Origin of the sequence: Methylocystis sp. ATCC 49242 (assembly GCF_000188155.2) — a bacterium.
GTDB lineage: Bacteria > Pseudomonadota > Alphaproteobacteria > Rhizobiales > Beijerinckiaceae > Methylocystis.
The window spans coordinates 1371268-1396055 of record NZ_KE124774.1 but is presented as its reverse complement, the minus strand read 5'-3'; the positions used below and the strand labels follow the sequence as shown (position 1 = coordinate 1396055).

Annotated in this window: 14 protein-coding genes and 7 pseudogenes; 11 read left to right on the top strand and 10 right to left on the bottom strand. The window is 59.8% G+C overall.

Annotated features, from left to right (window positions below; translation table 11 throughout):
* Positions 1–3: 3 nt before the first annotated feature.
* Both MET49242_RS24075 and MET49242_RS24070 read left to right on the top strand, forming a co-directional pair.
* Positions 4–951 carry a glycosyltransferase gene (locus MET49242_RS24075; protein ID WP_158497275.1) on the top strand — a complete coding sequence of 316 codons (948 nt, stop codon included), beginning with the start codon at positions 4–6 and terminating at the stop codon, positions 949–951.
* A 78-nt stretch (positions 952–1029) separates the two neighbouring features.
* Positions 1030–1865 (top strand): IS5 family transposase gene (locus MET49242_RS24070; RefSeq protein ID WP_144259444.1). Its coding sequence is split into 2 segments (ribosomal slippage): positions 1030–1414 and positions 1414–1865, totalling 837 coding nucleotides; the frame shifts between segments, so codons are not numbered across the junction.
* Between the two features lie 30 nt (positions 1866–1895).
* On the opposite strand, the gene MET49242_RS08840 is transcribed toward MET49242_RS24070, so the two are convergent.
* The 5 genes and pseudogenes from MET49242_RS08840 to MET49242_RS08820 all read right to left on the bottom strand — a co-directional run.
* Positions 1896–2708 carry an IS5 family transposase gene (locus tag MET49242_RS08840; protein ID WP_036279258.1) on the bottom strand — a complete coding sequence of 271 codons (813 nt, stop codon included), beginning with the start codon at positions 2706–2708 and terminating at the stop codon, positions 1896–1898.
* Positions 2709–2988: 280 nt separating this feature from the next.
* On the bottom strand, positions 2989–4893 hold the full coding sequence (asnB, locus tag MET49242_RS08835) for an asparagine synthase (glutamine-hydrolyzing) (RefSeq protein WP_036282416.1): 1905 nt from the start codon (positions 4891–4893) through the stop codon (positions 2989–2991).
* A gap of 43 nt (positions 4894–4936) precedes the next feature.
* The gene (locus MET49242_RS08830) at positions 4937–6604 is read right to left on the bottom strand and encodes an ABC transporter ATP-binding protein (RefSeq protein WP_158497274.1); all 1668 of its coding nucleotides are present in this window, start codon (positions 6602–6604) and stop codon (positions 4937–4939) included.
* Positions 6577–7710, bottom strand: coding sequence for a nucleotidyltransferase family protein (locus MET49242_RS08825; protein ID WP_036282412.1), 1134 nt, complete (start codon positions 7708–7710; stop codon positions 6577–6579). The genes MET49242_RS08830 and MET49242_RS08825 overlap by 28 nt, the downstream gene beginning before the upstream one ends.
* Before the next feature lie 198 nt (positions 7711–7908).
* A pseudogene (locus MET49242_RS08820) lies at positions 7909–8203 on the bottom strand (IS110 family transposase); the annotation flags it as partial.
* Here MET49242_RS08820 and MET49242_RS08815 point away from each other — a divergent pair.
* Positions 8172–8932 (top strand): annotated as a pseudogene (locus MET49242_RS08815) (IS110 family transposase); the annotation flags it as partial. The pseudogenes MET49242_RS08820 and MET49242_RS08815 sit on opposite strands and share 32 nt — an antisense overlap.
* Before the next feature lie 1326 nt (positions 8933–10258).
* A pseudogene (locus MET49242_RS08805) lies at positions 10259–10629 on the top strand (transposase); the annotation flags it as partial.
* A gap of 155 nt (positions 10630–10784) precedes the next feature.
* Here MET49242_RS08805 and istB read toward each other — a convergent pair.
* Entirely contained in the window at positions 10785–11627 is an 843-nt protein-coding gene (gene istB, locus MET49242_RS08800) for an IS21-like element helper ATPase IstB (RefSeq protein ID WP_036282401.1), read from the bottom strand.
* The gene (gene istA / locus MET49242_RS08795) at positions 11624–13162 is read right to left on the bottom strand and encodes an IS21 family transposase (RefSeq protein ID WP_051134086.1); all 1539 of its coding nucleotides are present in this window, start codon (positions 13160–13162) and stop codon (positions 11624–11626) included. The genes istB and istA overlap by 4 nt, the downstream gene beginning before the upstream one ends.
* Positions 13163–13291: 129 nt before the next feature.
* On the opposite strand from istA, the pseudogene MET49242_RS08790 reads away from it, so the two are divergent.
* The 4 genes and pseudogenes from MET49242_RS08790 to MET49242_RS08765 all read left to right on the top strand — a co-directional run.
* A pseudogene (locus MET49242_RS08790) lies at positions 13292–13903 on the top strand (IS630 family transposase); the annotation flags it as partial.
* Between the two features lie 14 nt (positions 13904–13917).
* A pseudogene (locus MET49242_RS08785) lies at positions 13918–15309 on the top strand (IS66 family transposase); the annotation flags it as partial.
* A gap of 62 nt (positions 15310–15371) precedes the next feature.
* A pseudogene (locus MET49242_RS08775) lies at positions 15372–16559 on the top strand (IS3 family transposase).
* Positions 16560–16645: 86 nt separating this feature from the next.
* A protein-coding gene (locus MET49242_RS08765; RefSeq protein WP_144259800.1) for an IS3 family transposase occupies positions 16646–17832 on the top strand; the annotation gives its coding sequence in 2 pieces (ribosomal slippage) (positions 16646–16898 and positions 16898–17832; 1188 coding nt in all).
* Positions 17833–17857: 25 nt separating this feature from the next.
* Here MET49242_RS08765 and MET49242_RS08760 read toward each other — a convergent pair.
* The 3 genes and pseudogenes from MET49242_RS08760 to MET49242_RS24060 form a co-directional block, all read right to left on the bottom strand.
* Positions 17858–18022: pseudogene (locus tag MET49242_RS08760) on the bottom strand (transposase); the annotation flags it as partial.
* Positions 18023–18116: 94 nt separating this feature from the next.
* Positions 18117–18952 (bottom strand): IS5 family transposase gene (locus MET49242_RS24065; protein ID WP_144259444.1). Its coding sequence is split into 2 segments (ribosomal slippage): positions 18117–18568 and positions 18568–18952, totalling 837 coding nucleotides; the frame shifts between segments, so codons are not numbered across the junction.
* Positions 18953–19054: 102 nt separating this feature from the next.
* A protein-coding gene (locus tag MET49242_RS24060; protein ID WP_144259444.1) for an IS5 family transposase occupies positions 19055–19890 on the bottom strand; the annotation gives its coding sequence in 2 pieces (ribosomal slippage) (positions 19055–19506 and positions 19506–19890; 837 coding nt in all).
* A 126-nt stretch (positions 19891–20016) separates the two neighbouring features.
* Here MET49242_RS24060 and MET49242_RS08735 point away from each other — a divergent pair.
* From MET49242_RS08735 to MET49242_RS08725, 3 genes are all read left to right on the top strand, one after another.
* A complete protein-coding gene (locus MET49242_RS08735) occupies positions 20017–20829 on the top strand; it encodes an IS5 family transposase (protein WP_036279258.1) in 813 nt (270 codons plus the stop codon).
* A 192-nt stretch (positions 20830–21021) separates the two neighbouring features.
* The gene (locus MET49242_RS08730) at positions 21022–21786 is read left to right on the top strand and encodes a metallophosphoesterase family protein (protein WP_084678947.1); all 765 of its coding nucleotides are present in this window, start codon (positions 21022–21024) and stop codon (positions 21784–21786) included.
* 712 nt (positions 21787–22498) lie between these two features.
* Positions 22499–24778, top strand: coding sequence for an alginate export family protein (locus MET49242_RS08725; protein ID WP_244430769.1), 2280 nt, complete (start codon positions 22499–22501; stop codon positions 24776–24778).
* The last annotated feature ends 10 nt before the right edge of the window (positions 24779–24788 follow it).

The following is a 24788-nucleotide window of genomic DNA, read 5'->3' as shown; positions in this document are numbered from 1 at the left end:
ATCTTGGACCACATTTCCCCGCAAGTAGTGGCTATTCCGGGGTGGTATGAACCTTTGGCTCTTTGTGCTCTCGTGTGGTGTATAGAAAATAGTCGACAGACCGTGCTGATGAGCGATTCTCGAATGGAAGATGAGCGCAGGAGCATTCCGAAAGAGTTCGTTAAATCGCGTCTTGTCAAATATTTTAATTCAGCATTGGTAGCGGGTACTCAGCATTCAAGCTATCTTGTGGCGTTAGGTTTTTGCGAGAAGGCAATTTTCAAAGGATACGATGTTGTCGATAATGAACATTTTAGCAAGAAAAGTAACGATTTGTCCTGCAACATAGACGTTGTCGATAAATATTTTCTTGTGTGCAGTAGACTTATCCAACGAAAGCGTGTTGATCTCGTCATTGAGGCCTATTCATGTTTTAAGAATTCAAATCTTGGCCAAGAAATCAAGCTGGTCATTGTTGGCAATGGTCCTGAAAGATGTAAATTGGAGCGATTGGCTTCTGAGAGCGCTTGGGGGTCTGATATTATATTTCTCGGGAATAGGGATTATAATTCGCTATCGCACATCTATCAGAATGCCGAGGCATTCATTCTCGCCAGTGATAGTGATCAGTGGGGTTTAGTTGTAAACGAAGCGATGGCAGCGAGTTTGCCAGTCGTTGTTTCGACAGGGGCGGGATGTGCCTTGGATTTAGTTCGTGAGGGCTTTAACGGTTACACCTTTCAGCGTGGTTGTGTTTCTTCATTATGTGAAGGAATGAAGAAAGTTACTGAACGAGGGGAGCGTGTGAGGCTAGGAGAAGGCTCTAGGACGATAATATCTACTTGGGGGCTCGATGCTTTCGTGAAGGGGATGATAGATGCTGCCGAGTACGCAGCCGGGCAAAGCGTTTTGAAACCGAATCTAATCGAGGGCTTCATTCTGCGAAAAATAGCGCGCCGCAAAGTGCCTTAGTGTCCGTCCTGAAAGATGTTGAATCGAATGAATCTGTTGTGATGGATGGGAGGCGGTCTGATTCGTAGGAGGCCGTCGATGTGGACGAAGGCAAACCGGGCGAAATACAATCGCGACAGGTTACGTTATCCGAGTGATGTGACGGACGAGGAGTGGGGGCATGTGGCGCCGCTTATTCCTCCGGCCAAGCGTGGCGGGCGCAAGCGTGAAGTGGACATGCGGGCGGTGTTCAACGCCATCATGTATGTGCTGAGCACGGGATGCCAATGGCGGTACATTCCCAAGGATTTTCCCCCGAAGAGCACAGTGTATCGTTATTTTTGCGATTGGGCCTGGTGCGGCGTTCTGGATCGCATGCACGACGCGCTCTACGTCATGTGTCGCGAACGAGCGGAACGAGAGGCGAGCCCCACCGCGGCGATCATCGATAGTCAGAGCGTGAAGAGCGCGGAAAAAGGGGGGCGCGCATTGATCCGCATGGCTATGACGCCGGCAAAAAGATCAAAGGCAAGAAACGCCACGTACTCGTCGATACGCAAGGTTTGTTGATGGGCGCCGTCGTTCACGGCGCCGACATTCAGGACCGAGACGGCGGCGTCTTGCTGCTTTCGACGTTGCATGGGCGGTTTCCCTTTCTTGAAAAGCTGTTGGCTGACAGCGCCTATCAGGGACCGATCTTCGCCGACGCAACGGGCAAAATCCTACCGTGTCTCAAAATCGAGATTATAAAACGATCCGATCAGGCGAAGGGCTTCGTGAAATTGCCCATGCGCTGGATCGTCGAAAGATCAATCGCCTGGCTAAACCGCTGTAGAAGACTGGCCAAGGATTGGGAAAACCTCAATATCACAGCGCTCGTGTTCCTGCGTTTCGCGTCGATTCGGCTCATGCTACGAAAGCTCTGCAATTGTTGACTAACTTCTGGGACGGACTCTTAGAGGGTGTTATGCACCTTGGATCATGAAATCTGCTGCGCGCTTGAGCATGAGACATGCGAAGGCGACGACGTGGAGTCCTGCGAGGGTCTGAGCATAGCGCTCGTAGTCTTTGACGAGCCGCCTGCATCGCGTCGCCCAGGCGAATGAACGCTCGACCACCCAGCGCTTGGGCAGCAACACGAAGCCTTTTTTGGCCTCGGCGAGTTTGACGACGCACAGCTCGGCGCCCTGCGCCTTTGCGGCCTCGGACGCCTTTTCGCCGGTGTAGCCCTGATCGACATAAACGAGTTCGACGCTTTCGCCTGTCACATCCTGCACGGCTGCGATGAGCTTGCCGACCTCGGCGCGGTCATCGACATTCGCCGGCGTGACATGCAACGCCAGCAAATGGCCCAATGTGTCGACTGCCATGTGCAGCTTCGAGCCGCGCTTTCGCTTCGCGCCGTCATAGCCCGCTCGTGGGCCGCTCTCAGGGGTCGAGCGCAAGGTGCGGCTGTCGATGATCGCCGCCGTCGGCTCCGCCGCCCGCCCGGAAGCGACGCGCAACTGGGCGCGCAGATCCTGCGCAAGCGCCTCGAACACGCCCGCCGACAGCCAGCGCTGCGATTGCTGATACACGGCGAACCATGGCGGCAGATCGTTGGGCATGGCGCGCCAGGCGATGCCGTAGCGCAGCACGTAACGCAGGCCGTTGAACAGCTCGCGCAGCGAATGTTGACGCTGCGGCGCGCCTTCGTCCATGAGCGTCAGATAAGGCGCAACCAGCGACCATTCTTCGTCGCTGACGTCAGACGGATAAGGTTTGCGAATCGGAGACATCCGATTCTACTAAGACAATCAATCACCAAAGTACATAACACCCTCTAGAACCTTTGGTGAATTCAATCACTGAGCCATAGACCCGCAGGATTGGCGCCGAATACGCCTTCTTCTTCCCGGCTCCGCAAACCGCCGCGTTCGTTTCTTCGGCGATGATTTTGCCGGGACCAAGGGGTGGTCGATCTGACGTCACCGACGGCGCCTTTTGTTTTGACGGAGTAAAACCGGGTCAAGACTGCCCCATTTGCCCGCCTTCAAGCATAAGTGCTCAAGGACGCAGCTATATCGCCTCATCCGAACGCAAATCGAATCGCGACATGCCCATATGTATACATAAAACCCTCCACAAAGCCCAGCTTTCCGGGATCCGCCCCGGATGCGGCGCATCACTCGGCAGGAGTTCCTCCATCGCCTTCGAATCCAGCCATTCCGGTCGCGCGCTCGGGACCATCTTGGAGACAAGTCCCCGGTGCGAAAGAAGGAAACGATGGAAGATGTCGCCGAAATCGGCCTTGGTCGTTCTGGCGGTCAGCGTTGGCGGAAGGATGCCGCGCAGGGACTCGGTGTGAATGAATTTGTCTCGATTCCCGCGTAGCCGCAATCGCTCTGGCGTCGAAAGAGCGAATTGCACCAATTCATGCGCGTAGAAAGGGGCTCTGGTTTCGATCCCGACACTCGCGTCGAGACGTTCACTTTGAACGCGACCCCAGTTGTCAGGAGGATAGTATAATGCTTCCAAAATCGATCGCTGACTCTTTCGGCGCAAGCTTTCTTCGGGAATATTCCAGGCGCGCATGCGGCGCTCGTCGAGCTTCGCACGCATGCGAGGCGTCAACCAGGATGCGGCCTTTTCGGATCGTCCCATCACAGATGTGATGAGCGTGCGTAACACTGCTTTCGCCCTTTGTGGCAGCAATGGCGCCATCCCATTGCTGATCAACCACGATATGGCGCGGACGCCGCCCGCCGCATGAACATCGGCTATGAAGCAATTGATCAGATTACGCCAATTGCGTTGTTCAAATTCTTCAAAATAGTAGACTCGCGATCCACTCAGGAAATGATCGCCGCCGGCGCCAGACAGGATCACCCGGGCGCCTCGCGACGCAGCATGCTCATGGAGCCCCATCAGCGCGGCGCCATTCGGCGCGCCAGGCATATCGAGAAAAGCTGCGGCCCGCTCGGCAAACCAGTCGATATCGTGAAATGTCGGTGATACTTCATGTATCGTTCTTCCGACATGCGCGCCTGCAGCTCGTGCGTAAGACAGTTCGTTTGCGGCGGCGTCGTCCGAGAAATCGACCGTGTATCCCTCGAGGCCCGGCGCAAGCAGTCTTCCCTGCCTTTCGAGCGAATCGGCTAGGCAAAAGAGCGCTGACGAGTCGAGACCGCCGCTCACTTCGCAAGCAAGCTCTCGATGCGAGCGACTGCGCCGTCTGACGCTCTCCGTCAGCAGATCGCGGTAATAGGCGAAATAGTCGTCGTCACTGCTGCAGGGAAGCGTCGCCCATGGATCGGGAGCCCAATACTGCCGCGGCAGCGGAGCGGAGCCGCCAACGCTCATGCAATGCGCCGCGGTCAAACGCATCACCCCGAGCCATAATGTTTCGTCTCTCGTATACCATTCGTCCGCCATCACCTCCGCAAGCATCCCTTCGTTGGGCGTTCGGGGAACCCATGGCAAGGCAAGAATTGCGTGAAGATCGGAGGCGAAGACGAACGTCTTCCCGTCCCAATGATAATGGAACGGCTTGACGCCGATGCGGTCGCGGGCGCAAAAAATCTCCCGGCGCCGCTCATCCCAGATCGCAAGGGCGAAGTCGCCGTCGATCCGGCCAAGACAGTCTGGGCCCCAAAACTCATAGGCGCGCAGCACGAGCTCGGCGTCAGATTTTCCGCGCAACCTTGCGCCGCGCATCACAACTTCGCGCTGCAAATCCTCCCAGTTGTCGACCCGACCGTCCATGACCAGCGTCACCGCTTCATCATCGCTGGAGAGCGGTTGATTTTCGTGCAGTGACTGAGGCGTCGTGCGCAACATGCAGTGGCCGAGCGCGATCGATCCGCGCACGAAATGATTGACGCCATCGGGGCCGCGATAAGCCATTGCGGCCGTCATTTTTTCGATCAGCCCCCGCTCGACCGGAGCGCCGTCAAATCTCACTATCCCGGCGATTCCGCTCATGCTTCCCTGGCGTCTTGCCTTGAAATCGACCGAACCGCGCCGCTCACATTGTCGAAATCACGCCGCCTTCGAGCTTCACCACGCGATCCGCCAGCGCCAGACTTGCCGGGCGGTGCGTGATGAGAATGACCGTGCGACCCGCCAGACCATCGCGCAATTCCCCTATCAACGAAGCCTCGCCTTGCGGGTCGAACATGGCCGTCGCTTCATCGAGCGCGAGGATCGGCGGATTCTTTATCAAGGCGCGCGCAAGAGCAATGCGTTGGCGCTGCCCACCTGACAATCTGACGCCGTCATCGCCGATGACGGTGTCATAACCGGCCGGCAGTCGGCTTATGAAATCATGCGCCTGGGCCGAGCGCGCAGCACGTTCAATCGCGGCCTGCTCCGCCCGGGGATCGCCGAATCCGATATTGGCGCGCACGCTCGAATTGAACAAAAGCACGCGTTGCGGAACGACGCCGATCTGACTGCGCAGACTATGCAGGTCGACGTTTGCAATATCGACGCCGTCGATGAAAATGCGGCCAGCGTCGAGCTCATAGAGCCGCATCAAGAGGTGCATTAGCGTGCTCTTGCCGGCGCCGTTGTGACCGGTGATCGCAATGGTTTCGCCCGCCCTGATATGAAAATCGAGGCTTTTCAGAACGGGCGGTCGGCCCGGATAATGAAAACTCACGCCGCGAAATTCAATTTCGCCGCGAACGCGCTGCAGGGTGAGGCCTGTTAGAGCGATCGGCTCTGGCCGCTCGGCAAGCACGCGATGCAGGCGCTCCAGAGTCCCTCGCGCCATCTGCGTCCGGCCATACAGGCCAGCTATCGCGCCGATCGGACGCGACAGCATCGCAGAGTAGAGAATGAAACTGACCAATCCGGCAGGCGTCAGGGAACCTTGCGCCATTTGACCCGTGGCGACCCAGAGCAAAAGCACGACTGCGCTCGCGGCGATAAGCTGCACCGCCGGATCGAGCGCAGCATAGATTCGCTGCTGAAGCGTGCTTAGACGGACGACATTGTATATCTGTCTGCGGTAACGTTGCCCTTCTTGCTTCTCCCGCGTATACATCTTTATGATTGGTAGCATGCCGAGATTTTCCTCGGCGATGGCGACAGAGGTCGCCTCCGCTTCCTGGAGTTCGCCCGAAAGCGGCCGCAGTTTACGACCGACGATCTTCAAAAGCAGGATGAAGATCGGCGTCAGGCCCGCGACAAGCCCCGCGAGCAAGACATCGATCGAAAACATTTGCAGGATTGCACCAAAGATCGTCAGCAGAGTCGGCGCCGCAGCGATGAAGGTGCCGGTAATGAATTCGCTGAGTTGCGAAATTTCACGTGTTATGAGCGCAAGAATGTCTCCCCTCGGCCGCTGATGATAAAAGGAGAGCGGCAGCGACTGCAAATGATCGTAGATGCGGACGCGTAGGTCGGCCAATATGCGTTCGGAGACGCTGGCGACCAAATATCCGTTGAGAAACTTCAACAGCGCTTGAGCCGCCAATGCGGCGAGGAGCGCCAGCAGCGTCGAACCGACAGGCCCCTGCCCTTGCGACAGCATGTCCCCCGCAAATCGGCCGCCAAGCCAGGGCACGACAAGCGCCGCGCCCGTTTCGGCAAGCGTAACGCCGCTCGCGAAGAGCAGAGAGACGCGATATGGCGCCGCGTAAGCGACAAGAGCGCGAAGGTTCAACTTTGTCGACGGGGGTTGAGCCATTTGACGCCCCCCATAACCGACCGTCGCAAATAGAGCCAGGGTAAAAAATTGAATCGGGCGTCGGCATATTTCCATCGCATATAGGGTGGCGGCGGGAAGATCATCTCACGCAGAAACGCCAGCTTTTGTCCGGCCGAACCGAGCGAACAAAAATCCATCCATTTTTGACGCAAGCTTCCGCATCGAAGATATTTCGAGGCGAGCTCGACGCCAGCCGCCTCTTTGAGAGTCAAGGACACATAGTGTGGCAAATTGGCCCTGAAAAAAGTCCGGGCGCCTTCGAGCCCGTCCAGACAGGCTTCACACAACCCCTTCGCTGTCGCCAGGCGGAGGAAATCCTGCCACATCGCGTCGGTGAAACTTTGCGCCAGCAGATGGATATCATAGAGCCAGATGAGTCGATCGCCGCTGTAATGGGCTTTTCCGTCAACATAATAGGGAGCAACTTTATGTGTGGCCCGATGCATACACGCAAGCATCAGTGCGTCGACTGGCCCCGCTGTAAGCGCCTTGCCACACAAGCGCGGTATTTTTGTCGCCCGGTCCAGCAGTTCGTTATATGAGAATAACCGTGACAGCAGCTCGGAATTGTTGATTTTCCAATGCAGGTCAATCGTATGGGCGCTCCTGTCATCTACCGTCAACGTGTAGCTGGCCTGATAACTGACGTACGCGCCAGAAACTCCCATGTCGCGGAGGAAGCCGAGGCCCTCGAGAACCTCCTCCGCCTTGGACCGTTCATCAGGCGCGATGAAAAGATCCGTATCGCCGCGCGCGCGCAGAAATGGGCTGCGATAGAGCGAATAGGCGAGCCCAGTGCCCTTGATCGCGATCGGATACACGTCGCGCGCAACCAGGGCGTCGTGAAGTTGCGCCAGGACTATCTGATGGCGCATCTCCCACATCGCGTCGGCGCGGCTGCAGCCACGCAGGGTCTCGAGAAGTGTGGGGGGCCAGCCGACCATGTGCGCCCTGCGTTCGTCGAGAAGAGCCAGCACGCCGTGATATTGCGCCTTATCGAGGAGCGCGTCGGCAAAGTCTTCGCCCCGCGCGGCGGGCCATGGCGCGCGCTCTCCGCGCAGGACATCGCATATCAAGGCTTCCATTGAATGCAAGTCGACAGCGCCTCTTGATTGCGGGAAGCAGGGATCTCCCGGCCATATTCGGGCTCGTTAAAGTCAAATGACATCCAGCGCCTCGTCGGCTTGAATTGTCAGATTGGCTATTCAGACGTCCGGAAACGGATTGAATGGCTGCAGAGCCTGACCTAGCCGGCGGCCCGCCGCAAAACTTCGCCCCTCGAGTTTGACCGCGACAAACCGCATAGTGGGCCGGCTCGCCGCCTCGCAGATCGCCTCCGCGTCGGCCGCGTCGTTCTTCTGCCGCTTCACGAAGGGCTTGACGTATGCCGGCGGGATCAACCGAACCTCATGGCCAAGGCCGCCGATGGCCCGCCCCCAATGATGCGCGCTGCCGCAGGCCTCCATCGCGACGACGCAGCGCGCCTGTTCGGAAAAGAAAACGAGAACTTTCTCCTTGAGAAAGTTTCTTGCGGAACCCCACGCCGCTGTCGGCGCGGGCGCCAGCGGCGCGGCGCATCGTGCTCGAAACAGGCCCCTTGTCCGTGTGGTTTTATCACGCCCTTCAAGAAGAAGGATTGCCCGCAATCTGCATTGACGCTCGTCATGCGAAGGCAGCTCTCGACATGGCCGCGAACAAGACCGATGCGAATGCGGCATCATGAAGAGGTTCGGTTTGATCGCGCCACCGGGCAAGGGCAGCTCATTCGAGAAGAATGTCCGCCCCCTTCCTGCTGATCAGGACAGGCTGGAGTCGATCGTGCTGCCGATGCTGGAGGCGTGGCGAAGCGTTCGAATTCGCGCCGCCGAACTTGGACGCCAGCTCATAGCGGCCGCACGCCAAAGCCATGCTTGCCGTATCCTTATATCAATTCCTGGTGTCGGCGCGATCACGGCGACCTCCTTCGCGACTGCGATCGAGGACCCGAATAATTTCAAGAATTCGCGCCCGGTTGGCGCGTGGCCTGGGTTGACGACCCGGCGCTATCAGTCAGGTGAGGTGGACTATGACGGCAACATATCCCGACGCGGCGATCGCCATTTACGAGGGCTTCTCTACGAGGCGGCGACCGTCATCCTGACGCGCAGTTCAGCCGACAGCGGCTTGCGGACATGGGGGCTCGCGCTCAAACAGAGGCTTGGTTTCAAGCGAGCCGCAGTCGCAGTCGCGCGCAAGCTGGCGGTCATAATGCACGCAATGCTCAAAACGGGGACCTTCTTCGACCGAATGGCGGGGATAGCCGCGTAACAGTTTAGAGACAGCGTTCGCATCGAGTGCGCCAGAACGTCCCTGCCGGGAGGTGGGCCGAGCCATTCCGTTTGATGCGATGCACCGCTGCCTCAGCGAAGTGCGCCATCCACATTTGAAGGCTCTTCCCGCGAAGCCCCATCGTGCGGCGACCGATGTCGACCGCGAAGACGACCCTGCACCCGGCATACGCGTTCGACGCCTCGCACAATCGCTTGACTCTACAACCGCGATTAGACGACGCCATCAGTTCAGATCCCCAGACGAGTCAGCGTCAGTGAGGACGGGTATAAATAGTAGAAACAATGTTGCCACTATGCTCCTGAACTGCTTCAGCGGCGTCGGTACGTGGAGCGGTGAAAACATGTCATCAAAACTGTATAAAATCCTCTGCTGTTGACTCCATCTTGGAATCTGACGATTGGCAATTCTGAAAATATCTTAAATGCGATCAGAAAGGGCGCAGTCTCATATATGGAATGATGCCCCGAGCGTGAACGAAGATCGATCGAATCATGGACACTGGATTCGCAATGTCGATGGGTTAACCAATTCTTGCTGAAAAGGGCTCGGCATTGCCGCGCTTAAGCAAGCCGAGCTGTTGGTGAATGCCGCCTTGTAGCAATATACTGTCGTATATTATTCGTGTATTGAACGACTCCTCGACTGAGGAGTATAAAATAATGGGAATTGGGCTTTGGCAGAAGCGGGAGAGAACGAAAAACCTGTCCGGAAACTTACACGAATGGGAGGGTGGCTTCTGACAAACTCGCTGTTATGTATTGGAGGTAATGGCTTTTCGCGCTGTCGGACGCCAATCGCGTCAGATAGGCAAGGATTTTGAGGCGGTGATGGGTAAGACACGAAGATTGTTGGTATATTTGCATTTCGCGACATCGATCGCCGCTTGCGTCGCTCCGATCGCCGGGGTTTCGGCCTTTGATCGCGGCGGCAGGGAGCATTGGGTCCGCAGCAACGGTCCACCTGGCCTTGGACCCTGGATTCCCGGCGTATGGGATCCCAACGGGAGCTATGTCGGAGGGTGGGGCTCTCCAGGCTGGAGAGTTTTTGGTCCGGATGCGATAATGACGCCCCAGTACCCTTGGGGATACACGGCGCCCTATGTTCGCGCCGGCCGCGTATGCGTTGGGAATCTATTCGCTACCAATGGCGTCGGGATCCTTGTGCGCTACCAGAAAGTTCGTCCGGCAATTTATTGTGAGCCTGACTGAAAGAGATCTGCCCGATTGCGCTTCGAAGATTTGACCTGCCCCTGAGAAACTCGACCAGATGCGATTAGAGTCCGGCCATATCGGGACGGACGAGATGAAGAAGAAGCGGTTCACGGAAGAGCAGATCATCGGGATTTTGCGGGAGCACGAGGCGGGCGCGAAGGCGGCGGATCTGGCTCGCAAATATGCTGTGTCGGAGACGACGCTTTACAACTGGAAGGCCAAATATGGCGGCATGGACGTCTCCGAGGCCAAGCGGTTGAAAGCGCTCGAAGAAGAGAATGCGCGGCTGAAGAAGCTTCTGGCCGATCAGATGCTGGAAGCCGCGGCGCTGAAGGAGCTTTTGTCAAAAAAATGGTAGGGCCCGCCGCCAAGCGCGCAGCCGTTGTGCATCTGCGAGCCGCCATGGCTCTGTCGGAGCGTCGGGCCTGCCAGATTGTCGCCGTCGATCGCGCGACCGTCCGCTTGTCAATGGCGGGGACAAAATGTGCATGAAGGCGGGGTAAAAGTGTACCGGTCTGGTTTCGAGAAAAGGGCCGCACGGCCCTTGTAGTTTAGTTGACGCGGGCGTTGAGGCGCGCGGAGCGTAGCGCAGCGCGGTTCAACGCGCGCGACGGCGATCAGTTCGTCGTGTCGGCGCCTCCTTTGTCGATTGCGGGCGCGTCGGGGAGATCGCGGTTTCGCCGTTGCGCTTTCTTTGCGGTCGCCAGCCGATAGCTCTCGCCGTTCATTTCCAGAATGTGGACATGATGGGTGAGCCGGTCGAGCAATGCGCCGGTGAGACGCTCGGAGCCAAACACCGACGTCCATTCATCAAAGGGCAGATTGCTGGTCACCAGCGTCGCACCGCGTTCATAGCGCTGGCTGAAGACCTCGAAGAGCAGCTCTGAGCCGACCGCCGTGAACGGCACATAGCCCAGTTCGTCGACGATCAGCAGTTTGACGGTGTTGAGATGCTTTTGCAGCGCGCGCAGGCGGCGCTCGTCGCGCGCCTCCATCAGTTCGTGCACAAGAGCCGCGGCGGTCGTGAACGCGACGCTGAACCCCTTCTGGCAGGCGGCGAGCCCCAGGGCGAGCGCGACGTGGGTCTTCCCCGTTCCGCTTGGCCCAAGGGCGATGCAGTTCTGTCGCTTCTCGATCCATTCGCACCGCGCTAGCTCCAGCACGAGCGGCTTGTTGAGTGAAGGCTGGGCGGTAAAGTCAAATGTGTCGAGGCTTTTGACCTGCGTAAAGCGCGCCAGCCGGATGCGGCGCTCGACATTGCGCCGCTCGCGATCAATGCGCTCCAGTTCGCACAGGCGTAGCAGATAGCGCGGGTAATCGGCGCGGTCCTGCGCCGACTCCAGCGCCACCTTCTCATATTCGCGCGCGAAGGTGGGAAGCTTCAGCGCCTTGAGATGATTACCCAGCAGCACCTGCGGCGCGACGATCGTCTGCGAACCTGGCTCATGCGAGATGGTCATGCCGGCCCCCCCGCGTTCGAGTCCATGACGCCCGCGATGACGCTCGCGCCGGCGACGAGCCCGAGATAGGCGCGCGGATCCGTCGCGCCGACCGTAGCCGCCGGCAGGTAGGGGTAGAATGTCAGATCGAGCCGCGCGGGCCGGTTCTCCAGCCTGGCCAGCAGCAGCATCTTCACTGCGTCAAAGCTGATCGCGCCAAGACGCAGCGCCTCCGCGACCGCCTGTTCGACCTGATGCTGATGAAAGTCCTCCATCAGCCGCAGCACCTGGATGAACTCGCGGCGCCCGCTATTCCCCATGCGCGCCTCCATCAGCCGCCGCAGACGATGCACGCAGTCGGCAAGCCGCCAGTCGTCGAGCGGCGCGGCCTGATCGAGCGCGCGGCTCTTGTGTTCGAGTAAAGCGAGATAATGCAGCGGGTTGTAGATGAACTCGGCCTTGCCGTAGCTGCGCGCATGCACGGCGATGGTCTCCCCGCCGCAGACAATCTCGACCCGATCGACATAGCCCTTGGCCAGCACCTCCCGATGGCCGAAGCGCATCGGGACCGAGTAATCGTTGTTGCGGTAGCGCACCAGCGCCATCGACGACACGCGCGTCGCGACCTTGTGACAGGCGTCATAGGGAGCCGGCGGCGCCGGCAGGAATGCCGCCATATCCGCCTGCATGCGTTCGCCGATCGGCGTCGACTGGCCGCGCAGGATCGCCCGCCGTCGTTTCGTGCAGGCGTCCAGGAACCTCGCGTTCAGCGCCTCGAAACTCTCCGCCACGGGCAGTGGCGTCATGAAGTTGCGCCGGACATAGCCGACAAGCCCCTCGACCTTGCCCTTGTCATTCCCCTTGCCGGGCCGGCCAAAGCGATCAGCAAAAAGGTAATGGCTCTGGAGTTCCGCAAACATTTGCGAACGCAGACGCTCTCCACCCTTCACGATCCTGGCGACCGCGAGACGCGTATTGTCGTAAAGAATGGACTGGGGGACGCCGCCAAAGAAGGCGAAGGCCGCGACATGGCCGTCGCAGAAGGCTTCCGCCGTCTCCGCCGGATAGGCCTTGACGAAGCAGCCGTCCGAATGCGGCAGGTCCATGCAAAAATAATGAAAGCGGACCTTCCTGCCGGCGATATAGGCGTCCGCCTCGCCAAAATCCGCCTGCGCATTCCCCGGTCGATGGCTGAGTGGAATAAACATCTCGCGCGACCGCAACTGCGCCTGCGCGACATATTCCCGGACGATCGTGTAACCGCCGGAAAACCCTTCTTCGTCCCGCAGCCGTTCGAATATCCGCTGTGCCGTATGACGCTGCTTGGCGTGAACAAGCCGATCATCCGCCAGGACCTTGTCGATCCAGGCCATATACGGCCCCAGCTTCTTCGAGATCGGCCGCTCCCGACGCCGATACCCCGGCGGAACCGAATATTGAAGCATCTTCGTGATCGTATTGCGGTGCACGCCGAAGCGCCTGGCCGCTTCCCGCCGGCTCAGCCCTTCCGCCATCACCGCGCGTCTCACCCGGGCATAGAGTTCCACTGTGAACATCCTTTCGGCCTCTCCATGCCAGTCGATGACATCGAGTTCGGCCTATCAGGACCGGTACACTTTTGCGCCGCCGTCAAAGCAGCCCCCAAAGCCGGTTCAGTGGTACACTTTGCCGCCGCTGTTCATACAAAAAAAACGCTGCTGGCGCTCGAACAAGGCCGCGCTGACATTGCGCGACGGCGCAAGCGCTGGCAATCGCTGCAAGCGCGCCTCGATCCCAGGCGGCTGGTCTTCATCGACGAGACCTGGATCAAGACGAACATGACGCCGCTGCGCGGCTGGGGCCCCAAGGGCAAGCGCTTGCGCGGCCTCGCGCCGCACGGCCATTGGCGCACGTTGACCTTTCTCGGCGCGCTACGCTGCGATCGTCTCGACGCGCCCTGCGTCTTCGACGGGCCAATCAACGGCGCGTGTTTCCGCGCCTATGTCGAACAACAACTCGTCCCCGCGCTTAAGCAGGGCGATATTGTCATTATGGACAATCTCGGCAGTCACAAGGGCGAGGCGGTGCGACGCGCGATCCGCTCCGCCGGAGCCAGACTGTGGTTTCTGCCACCCTATTCGCCCGACCTCAATCCAATCGAACAGACCTTTTCCAAGCTCAAACACTGGATGCGACAGGCGCAGCCGCGAACCATCGATGAAACCTGGCGACAGATCGGACGCCTCGCAAAAGACATCCAACCACAAGAATGCAGCAACTACTTCACAAACGCAGGATACACTTCCGTCAAAATATGAAACGCTCTAGCGCGTCGCTCGAAGCCGAGGTCGCGGCGCTGAAGGCGGCAAGCGCGGACGCGCAGGCGCGGATCGAACGTCTGCAACTCCTGCTGAAGACGATCCGGCGCGCGACTTACGGGCGCAGTTCCGAGAAGCTCGACGACAGCCAATACGCCTTCGCCTTCGAGGAAGTTCAGACCGGGATCGCCGCCGTCGAAGCCGGGCTCGAAAAGCTGCGCCCGTCGCCGGGCAAGCCTGGCGGGCGGCGTCCCCTGCCGGCCCATCTCGAACGGATCGAAGAAGTCATCGAGCCCGAAGAGCAGACTTGCGCGTGCGGCGCCTGCGCCCGGGTGAAGATCGGCGAGGACGTCAGCGAGCGCCTCGACGTCGTCGCGCCGAAGTTCCGCGTGATCGTGACGCGCCGTCCCCGATACGCCTGTGCGGCCTGTCGCGAGAGCATCGTCCAGGCGCCGGCGCCCGCCCGGCTGATCGAGGGTGGGATCGCCACGGAACGGCTTCTCGCCAGCATCGCCGTCTCCAAATACGCCGACGGCCTGCCGCTCTACCGACAGGAGGCCATCTTCGCGCGAGAGAAGGTCGAGCTCGGACACAATCTCATGGCCGGCTGGATGGGCCATGTCGGCTTCCATCTCGAGCCGCTTGCGGACCGGCTCTTCCAGCTCGTCCGCGACGGCGAAAGGATATTCGCCGACGAGACCACCCTGCCGGTCCTCGCGCCCGGACGCGGACGAACGCGAACCGGCTATCTGTGGACCTATCTGAGAGACGATCGTCCCTATGGCGGCGCGGGACCGCCGATCGTCGTCTACCGTTTCGAAGACAGCCGCGCCGCCGGATGCGTCGAACGGCATCTTGCGGGCTGGCGGGGCGTTCTCCAGTGCGACGGCTATGCCGCCTATCGCAGGCTCGCCGAGCCCGATCGGCCGGGCGGACCGGCGACGCTCGCCTGCTGCTGGACGCATCTGCGCCGGGAGTTCTACAAGCTCCATGACGCTGGCGTCTCGCAGACGGCGACATGGACGATCGCACGCATGGCCGATCTGTGGGCCGTCGAAGCGCAGGTTAAAGGTTGCGATCCTCAGACCCGGCTCGACGCCCGACGCGCCGCTTCAGCGCCGATCGTCGACGAACTCCAGATGCTCTGGGAAAACGAGCTGACGCGCATCTCGGGCAAATCCAAACTCGCCGAGGCGATCCGATACGGCCTGTCGCGAAAGGCCGAGTTCCGGCGCTTCCTCGAAGACGGACGCGTCGAACTCGACAACAACAGCGTCGAACGCGCCATCCGGCCCCAGACGATCACCCGGAAAAACGCGCTGTTCGCAGGATCCGAAGCAGGCGGCCAGACCTGGGCGACGATCGCCTCTCTCCTTGCGACTGCGTGCCTCAACGACGTCGATCCTGACCTGCCCCTGAGAAACTCGACCAGATGCGATTAGAGTCCGGCCATATCGGGACGGACGAGATGAAGAAGAAGCGGTTCACGGAAGAGCAGATCATCGGGATTTTGCGGGAGCACGAGGCGGGCGCGAAGGCGGCGGATCTGGCTCGCAAATATGCTGTGTCGGAGACGACGCTTTACAACTGGAAGGCCAAATATGGCGGCATGGACGTCTCCGAGGCCAAGCGGTTGAAAGCGCTCGAAGAAGAGAATGCGCGGCTGAAGAAGCTTCTGGCCGATCAGATGCTGGAAGCCGCGGCGCTGAAGGAGCTTTTGTCAAAAAAATGGTAGGGCCCGCCGCCAAGCGCGCAGCCGTTGTGCATCTGCGAGCCGCCATGGCTCTGTCGGAGCGTCGGGCCTGCCAGATTGTCGCCGTCGATCGCGCGACCGTCCGCTACATCTCGAAGCGGCCGACCGACAAGCCGTTACGGGAGCGGCTGCGGGAACTCGCCAACGAGCGCCGGCGCTTCGGCTATCGGCGGCTGTTCGTGCTGCTGCGGCAGGAGGGCGAGACGTCGGGCAAGAACCGCATCTACCGGCTCTATCGCGAGGAAGGGCTGACGGTGAGAAAGCGGCGCGCCCGCCGAAGGGCTGTCGGCGCGCGGGCGCCCATTCCTGTCGAGGCGCGGCCGAATGCGCGTTGGTCTTTGGACTTCGTGCATGACCAGTTCGCCTGCGGACGCCGGTTCCGCATCCTGAACATCGTCGACGACGTGACGCGTGAATGCCTCGCGGCGATCCCCGACACATCCATCTCGGGCCAACGCGTGGCGCGGGAACTGTCGGCGCTGATCGCATGGCGCGGCAGGCCCGGCATGATCGTTTCGGACAACGGCACGGAGTTCACCTCGAAACGCCGTGCTGTCGTGGTCGAGCGAGAACAGGATCGAGTGGCGCTATATCGCGCCGGGCAAGCCGATGCAGAACGGCTTCTGCGAGAGCTTCAACGGGCGCATGCGCGACGAACTGCTGAACGAGACGCTGTTCTTCGGGCTCGACCATGCCCGGGAGAAGATCAGCGCCTGGGCCCAGGACTACAATCACCGCCGCCCGCATTCGGCCCTCGGCTATGCGACGCCCGCCGCCTTCGCGGCCAATCTCACCGCAACAGGCGATCGGCTGCGCAACCCGGACCAACTCCGCCGATCGCCTGTTGCTCCATTCGCGCCCTCGGGCGTATCAACCGGAAGGACTCAACCCGCCGCTGGATGAAAGTTCAGGGGCAGGTCAATCCTGACCTGCCCCTGAAAAACTCCTCCAGCTTCGATTGGAGTCCGGCCTATTGCTGGACGGACGCGATGAAGAAGAAGCGGTTCACGGAAGAGCAGATCATCGGGATTTTGCGGGAGCAGGAGGCGGGTGCGAAGGTCGCCGATCTGGCGCGCAAGCATGCGGTTTCGGAGGCGACGCTCTACAATTGGAAAGCGAAGTTTGACGGCATGGACGTCTCCGAAGCGAAGCGTCTGAAGGCGCTCGAGGACGAAAACGCAAAGCTGAAGAAGCTTTTGGCCGATCAGATGCTCGAAGCGGCGGCGCTCCGGGAGCTCCTGGGAAAAAAATGGTAGGGCCCGCCGTGAAGCGCGAAGCCGTCGCGCACCTTCGGGCCGTCATGGGCCTGTCGGAGCGTCGGGCCTGCTGCATCGTCGCGATTGACCGCAAGACGGTCCGCTATGCGTCAAAGCGGCCGGCGGATGCGGCGTTGCGTGAGAGGCTCCGGGAGCTCGCCAACGCGCGCCGCCGCTTCGGCTACCGGCGGCTGTTCGTCCTGCTGCGCCAAGAAGGCGAGCGTTCGGGCAAGAACCGCATTTACCGGCTCTATCGCGAGGAAGGGCTCACGGTGAAGAAGCGTCGCGCCCGTCGCCGCGCGGTCGGAACGCGGGCGCCGATCCTCGTCGAGGCGAAGCCGAATGCGCGCTGGTCTTTGGACTTCGTGCATGACCAGTTCGCCTGTGGCCGGCGGTTCCGCATCCTCAACATCGTCGATGATGTGACGCGGGACTGCCTCGCGGCGATCCCGGACACGTCGATTTCGGGCAAGCGCGTCGCCCGGGAGCTGTCGACGCTGATCGGGCGGCGCGGCAAGCCCGGCATGATCGTCTCCGACAACGGGACCGAGTTCACTTCGAACGCTATCCTGTCCTTTGCCAGCGACGGCAAGATCGAGTGGCGTTACATCGCGCCGGGCAAGCCGATGCAGAACGGCTTCTGCGGGAGCTTCGACGGGCGCATGCGCGACGAGCTTTTGAACGAAACGCTGTTCCTCAGCCTCGACCACGCGCGCGAGAAGATCGGCGCCTGGGTCAGCGACTACAATCATCGACGCCCGCACTCATCGCTCGGCTACGCGACGCCGGCGGAATATGCGGCCAATCTCACCGCAACAGGCGATCGGCTGCGCAACCCCGACCAGCTCCGCCGATCGCCTGTTGCTACATCCGCGCCCTCGGGCGTATCAAATGTCAGGACTCTAATTGGCGCTGGATGAAAGTTCGGGGGCAGGTCAGCCCGCATTCCGGCGGAGCATCGATCCAGCGCCCGCCGGATTTGAGCACATACACGATGCTGCTGATGACGCGCTTGTCGTCCACCCGCGCCTTGCCTCTCGTGTCGGTGGGAAGGTGCGGCGCAATCTTCGCAAATTGGGCGTCGGTCAGCCAAAAGCGGTCGGGAACCATCGGCGCTTCCTTTCGGAAGCCTCTGAATCACGACAATGCCCTCACGCCAACAACTTTATGGGTCCGAACCCTAAGAGTCCGTCCCAGAAGTTAGTCAACAATTGCAGAGCTTTCGTAGCATGAGCCGAATCGACGCGAAACGCAGGAACACGAGCGCTGTGATATTGAGGTTTTCCCAATCCTTGGCCAGTCTTCTACAGCGGTTTAGCCAGGCGATTGATCTTTCGACGATCCAGCGCATGGGCAATTTCACGAAGCCCTTCGCCTGATCGGATCGTTTTATAATCTCGATTTTGAGACACGGTAGGATTTTGCCCGTTGCGTCGGCGAAGATCGGTCCCTGATAGGCGCTGTCAGCCAACAGCTTTTCAAGAAAGGGAAACCGCCCATGCAACGTCGAAAGCAGCAAGACGCCGCCGTCTCGGTCCTGAATGTCGGCGCCGTGAACGACGGCGCCCATCAACAAACCTTGCGTATCGACGAGTACGTGGCGTTTCTTGCCTTTGATCTTTTTGCCGGCGTCATAGCCATGCGGATCAATGCGCGCCCCCCTTTTTCCGCGCTCTTCACGCTCTGACTATCGATGATCGCCGCGGTGGGGCTCGCCTCTCGTTCCGCTCGTTCGCGACACATGACGTAGAGCGCGTCGTGCATGCGATCCAGAACGCCGCACCAGGCCCAATCGCAAAAATAACGATACACTGTGCTCTTCGGGGGAAAATCCTTGGGAATGTACCGCCATTGGCATCCCGTGCTCAGCACATACATGATGGCGTTGAACACCGCCCGCATGTCCACTTCACGCTTGCGCCCGCCACGCTTGGCCGGAGGAATAAGCGGCGCCACATGCCCCCACTCCTCGTCCGTCACATCACTCGGATAACGTAACCTGTCGCGATTGTATTTCGCCCGGTTTGCCTTCGTCCACATCGACGGCCTCCTACGAATCAGACCGCCTCCCATCCATCACAACAGATTCATTCGATTCAACATCTTTCAGGACGGACACTAAGAGTCCGTCCCAGAAGTTAGTCAACAATTGCAGAGCTTTCGTAGCATGAGCCGAATCGACGCGAAACGCAGGAACACGAGCGCTGTGATATTGAGGTTTTCCCAATCCTTGGCCAGTCTTCTACAGCGGTTTAGCCAGGCGATTGATCTTTCGACGATCCAGCGCATGGGCAATTTCACGAAGCCCTTCGCCTGATCGGATCGTTTTATAATCTCGATTTTGAGACACGGTAGGATTTTGCCCGTTGCGTCGGCGAAGATCGGTCCCTGATAGGCGCTGTCAGCCAACAGCTTTTCAAGAAAGGGAAACCGCCCATGCAACGTCGAAAGCAGCAAGACGCCGCCGTCTCGGTCCTGAATGTCGGCGCCGTGAACGACGGCGCCCATCAACAAACCTTGCGTATCGACGAGTACGTGGCGTTTCTTGCCTTTGATCTTTTTGCCGGCGTCATAGCCATGCGGATCAATGCGCGCCCCCCTTTTTCCGCGCTCTTCACGCTCTGACTATCGATGATCGCCGCGGTGGGGCTCGCCTCTCGTTCCGCTCGTTCGCGACACATGACGTAGAGCGCGTCGTGCATGCGATCCAGAACGCCGCACCAGGCCCAATCGCAAAAATAACGATACACTGTGCTCTTCGGGGGAAAATCCTTGGGAATGTACCGCCATTGGCATCCCGTGCTCAGCACATACATGATGGCGTTGAACACCGCCCGCATGTCCACTTCACGCTTGCGCCCGCCACGCTTGGCCGGAGGAATAAGCGGCGCCACATGCCCCCACTCCTCGTCCGTCACATCACTCGGATAACGTAACCTGTCGCGATTGTATTTCGCCCGGTTTGCCTTCGTCCACATCGACGGCCTCCTACGAATCAGACCGCCTCCCATCCATCACAACAGATTCATTCGATTCAACATCTTTCAGGACGGACACTAGAGGGTGTTATGTACTTTGGTGATTGATTGTCTTAGTAGAATCGGATGTCTCCGATTCGCAAACCTTATCCGTCTGACGTCAGCGACGAAGAATGGTCGCTGGTTGCGCCTTATCTGACGCTCATGGACGAAGGCGCGCCGCAGCGTCAACATTCGCTGCGCGAGCTGTTCAACGGCCTGCGTTACGTGCTGCGCTACGGCATCGCCTGGCGCGCCATGCCCAACGATCTGCCGCCATGGTTCGCCGTGTATCAGCAATCGCAGCGCTGGCTGTCGGCGGGCGTGTTCGAGGCGCTTGCGCAGGATCTGCGCGCCCAGTTGCGCGTCGCTTCCGGGCGGGCGGCGGAGCCGACGGCGGCGATCATCGACAGCCGCACCTTGCGCTCGACCCCTGAGAGCGGCCCACGAGCGGGCTATGACGGCGCGAAGCGAAAGCGCGGCTCGAAGCTGCACATGGCAGTCGACACATTGGGCCATTTGCTGGCGTTGCATGTCACGCCGGCGAATGTCGATGACCGCGCCGAGGTCGGCAAGCTCATCGCAGCCGTGCAGGATGTGACAGGCGAAAGCGTCGAACTCGTTTATGTCGATCAGGGCTACACCGGCGAAAAGGCGTCCGAGGCCGCAAAGGCGCAGGGCGCCGAGCTTTGCGTCGTCAAACTCGCCGAGGCCAAAAAAGGCTTCGTGTTGCTGCCCAAGCGCTGGGTGGTCGAGCGTTCATTCGCCTGGGCGACGCGATGCAGGCGGCTCGTCAAAGACTACGAGCGCTATGCTCAGACCCTCGCAGGACTCCACGTCGTCGCCTTCGCATGTCTCATGCTCAAGCGCGCAGCAGATTTCATGATCCAAGGTGCATAACACCCTCTAGATCGCGATTAAGAAAGAAAGTAGCGTTGTCTGTAAACAGATGTTTTCAAATTCAGGCAAAAATATGGCGCCGTGATCGCGGCTGTGGAAAGTCGGCGACATAATATGGTAGTCCGGTTTCGTTTTTGGACTTGGCCCGGCAGCGCGCCTTTGCGCTCGGGCCTTGAAGTTTGGGCCAGACCAATGGCGCTTTCGCGACTGAAGCAATTCCTGAAGCCGGCCCCGAAGGCGTCTGCCTCGATTGAGGCCGGGCTGCGCCTTTATGTCATTGGCGATGTGCACGGCCGTCTGGATCTGCTCGATGATCTTTCGAAGCAGATCGCAGCCGATCTCGACGATGCGCCCGCGGACGTCCTGACAATATTCGTCGGCGACTATATTGATCGCGGCAGGGAAAGCGCGGGCGTCATCGATCGCCTCAACAGAGGCGAGTTTCCGACGCCATTTCACGCATTGCGTGGTAATCATGAGGAAATACTGCTGAAATTTCTGGAAGATGAGTCGGTGCTGGAGAGCTGGAGGAAATTCGGGGGGCTCGAGACGCTGCACTCCTATGGGGTTGATGTGAGCGAAGCGATGCGGGGGCGGGGGTATGACGCGGCGCGCAAGAGGCTGCTGGAGCTGATGCCGGAGACACACCGCCGCTTTCTGGAGGGGACGGATTTATTCGCATCTTTTGGCGATTATTTGTTCGTGCACGCCGGGGTCCGCCCGGGCGTGCCTGTTCACTTGCAAAATGCGGACGACCTCCTTTGGATTCGCGAAGAATTTCTTCGCTTTCGCGGACAATTCGACAAGGTTGTCGTTCATGGCCATACCCCGGTCGATGCGCCTGACGTGCAAGCCAACCGAATCAACGTCGATACGGGCGCCTTCGCCACCTCCGTCCTGACGGCCCTCGTCCTGGAGGGTGCGGATCGTCGGTTTCTTCAGACGCGGGCTCCCTGAGCGCGGCGAGATGTTTTGCCGTCGAGCCCCGCTGCAGTCGTCGTAGTTCTCGCGCCGCAGCGACCGCCCGGCTTGGTCACGAACGGCGGGCTGGGCGGCAATTGTTGATGAAAGCTACGGCGTCGCAGGCGGTCTTGTGATTGAAGCAGATCGCCTTCAGCTGCATTGGCGATTCCGCCACGCTCCATAAAAGGATTGCAGCATAGGAGTCTGCTTCCTCGCGACGGCAGTCGCCCCCCGCTGCGCACAGCGAGCAGGGCGTCCGCCCTGTCGTCGTTCTCGCGGCGACATTACCCGCGATGCTCTCGTGAGGGAAACATATTTGCAACAGGCCAGATATTGGATTCTGCTGTTCAAAATTTGCGCTTGAACTTGGGATCGCACAGCAGATAATCGCTATGTAAGAGGCCTATATAGCGACTCGGCATAGCGCAACCGCTGTGAGCCGGGACGTTAAGCAGGAATGGAGCCATGGGCGATGGCGCGGGCGGAAAAAGAAGGGACGCTGGGCGTTATCGCGCTAGGCGCGCTTGGCGGTTTTTTGGTCATTGCGCCGGTCCCGGCTGGGGCCGGTGACAATAGCGCCGCCAGCTATACGGAGACGGCGACCGCCAAAAAGAAAATGTTGGGCGCTGAGGCGAAAGGCGCTGCGTCAGGGTCGACCGAAAAAGCGGGAAAGAAAAGCTATTATGTTCCAACCCGCGGCTATCGGTTGGAGCCGCAGCCTGATGTGCCGCCCTATGTTCGGGAGCTTGGCAAGACATACAAGCAATTCGAGGGGATCGACTGGCTGGACGTCGGCCTCGATTCGCGCGTTCGCTTCGAATATCGGACAAACGACTATCGCCCGTGGACCGACACGAGCGGCAACCTGCCCATCCTGCAAAGACGAAATTTCCCCAACTCGCTGTGGCTTGAACGCACGCGCGCCTACCTTGGCGTCAAGAACATACTCGATCCATTGCGTTTCGTCGTGGAGTTCCAGGATTCGCGCGCTTTCAACAGTATTTATGAATTGCAGGGTCAGGAAATCAATCAGTCAGAACTGATCTCGGCTTATGGAGAGCTGTATTTCAAGGACGCGTTTGGGAAAGATGATCGCGGCAATGATCGTCCCCTTATCCTGCGCGCCGGTCGATTTCACCTTGAACTGCTCGACAGGCGCCTGATCGCGGAAAATGAGTTCCGCAACACCACCAATAACTTCGAAGGTTTCCGCATCAAGGTCGGCAAGAGGGACAACGACTGGGATCTCGACAGTTTCCTGATGCGCCCGGTGGTGCGCTATCCGTACTGGTTCGACCGCCCCGACTGGCAGAACTGGATATATGGCAGCGTTCTCAGCATTCGCCGCTGGTCGGAATATGCGACCGTTCAGCCCTACTTCATCGGCCGCAAGCAATATGGCGACCCGCTGAACGTCTCCAACGGACTGAAGGTTCATCGCGACACCTATGCGCCGGGTCTACGCGTCTATGGCGTGCTCGGGAATTTCGATTATGATTTCGAAGTCAACAAGCAGTTTGGCGAAGCAGGCGAGTTCCGGGATTTCCGCACGGTAAGGAACGCCGTCCAGACGACCGTTCAACACGATGCGATCGCCTACGCCTTCGAGGCGGGCTACACGTTCTCGGACCATCCGTGGAAGCCGCGCATCAGCGCCAACTATGCCTATGGTTCGGGCAACAAGAGCCCGTTCGACAGCGTCAACCAGAACGTGGATGTGTTCTACGGCTTCAACCAGCCGTTTTCACGCGATGATTATATCGCCTGGAACAACGTCAAGGCTCCCAAGGTGCGACTGGAGTTCGAGCCGTTCAAGGACACCAGGATCGACACGGCCTTCAGCGCCTATTGGCTGGCGAGCACGGCGGCTGCGTGGGATCGCGCCAATTTATACGCCCCCCTCGGCAACAGGGGCGATTTCATGGGCACGGAATATGACATCCGTATCCGTCACAAGTTGAATCAATTCATCAATCTCACCGCCAGCTATGCGCGTTTCTGGCCGGGCTCCTTCACCTCGAGTTTCGCGCCGCCGACGTCGCTGCAATGGCCGCCGGTCGCCTGGCCCGGGCAATCCGCGCTCGGACAGACCGGAACGACGAACGGCCTGACCGCGCGTCCAACCGACTTCTTCTATCTGGAAGTCTCGGCGAACGGCTTCGGCGACGGACAGCCCATCGCCAAACCGCCGGGTTCCGACTTCTTCGCCAGCATGGCGCCGGATGCGCCGCCCGCGCCGCGTCCCAGCTGGACGGACGTCTATGTCGGTCTCAATGGCGGCGGCGCATGGTCCAGCCCTGCGTCGAACGTGCAGGTTGTGGGCGTCGGCCCGGCGCCGGCGAGCTTGCCTGTCGCTTTCAGCGCGGCGCCGATCGATACGGGCAACCATCTCGCCGGCTTCATCGGCGGTCTTCAGCTCGGAGCGAACTGGAATTTTTCCGGCAATTTCCTCGCTGGCGTCGAGACCGATCTCCACGGCGTCTCGGGAAACACGGACACGAAATGGCAGCTCACGTCGGCCAATGGCGGCGGCGATACGTTCCTGACCTATGAGCAGCGCACGGCGACGCTGAACTATCTCGGCACGGTCCGCGGCCGCCTCGGCTATCTCGCGACGCCGACGCTGGTCGTCTATGGAACCGGCGGCATGGCCTATGGCGGCGTTGTCTCCAATACGGCGATTTTCACCCGACGCATCGGCGGCACAAGTCAGACGCAGGTCAATCCCGTGTTCCAGGACACGCTGGTTGGATGGTCGGCCGGCGGCGGCGTGGAGTGGATGTTTTTGCCGAACTGGAGCGCCAAGGTCGATTACCTGCATTATGACCTCGGCAATGCGCGCGCCTCCGGCTTTGCGGCGCCGAGCAGCGGCGCCTTCAATTACAACGCCTCGACGTCCACCCGGTTCAATGGCGATCTGGTTCAGGCAGGCGTGAACCGCCACTTCGATCTGTTCGGCGCAGAGCCGGCCGTCGCCAGGAATTGATGAAGTATCC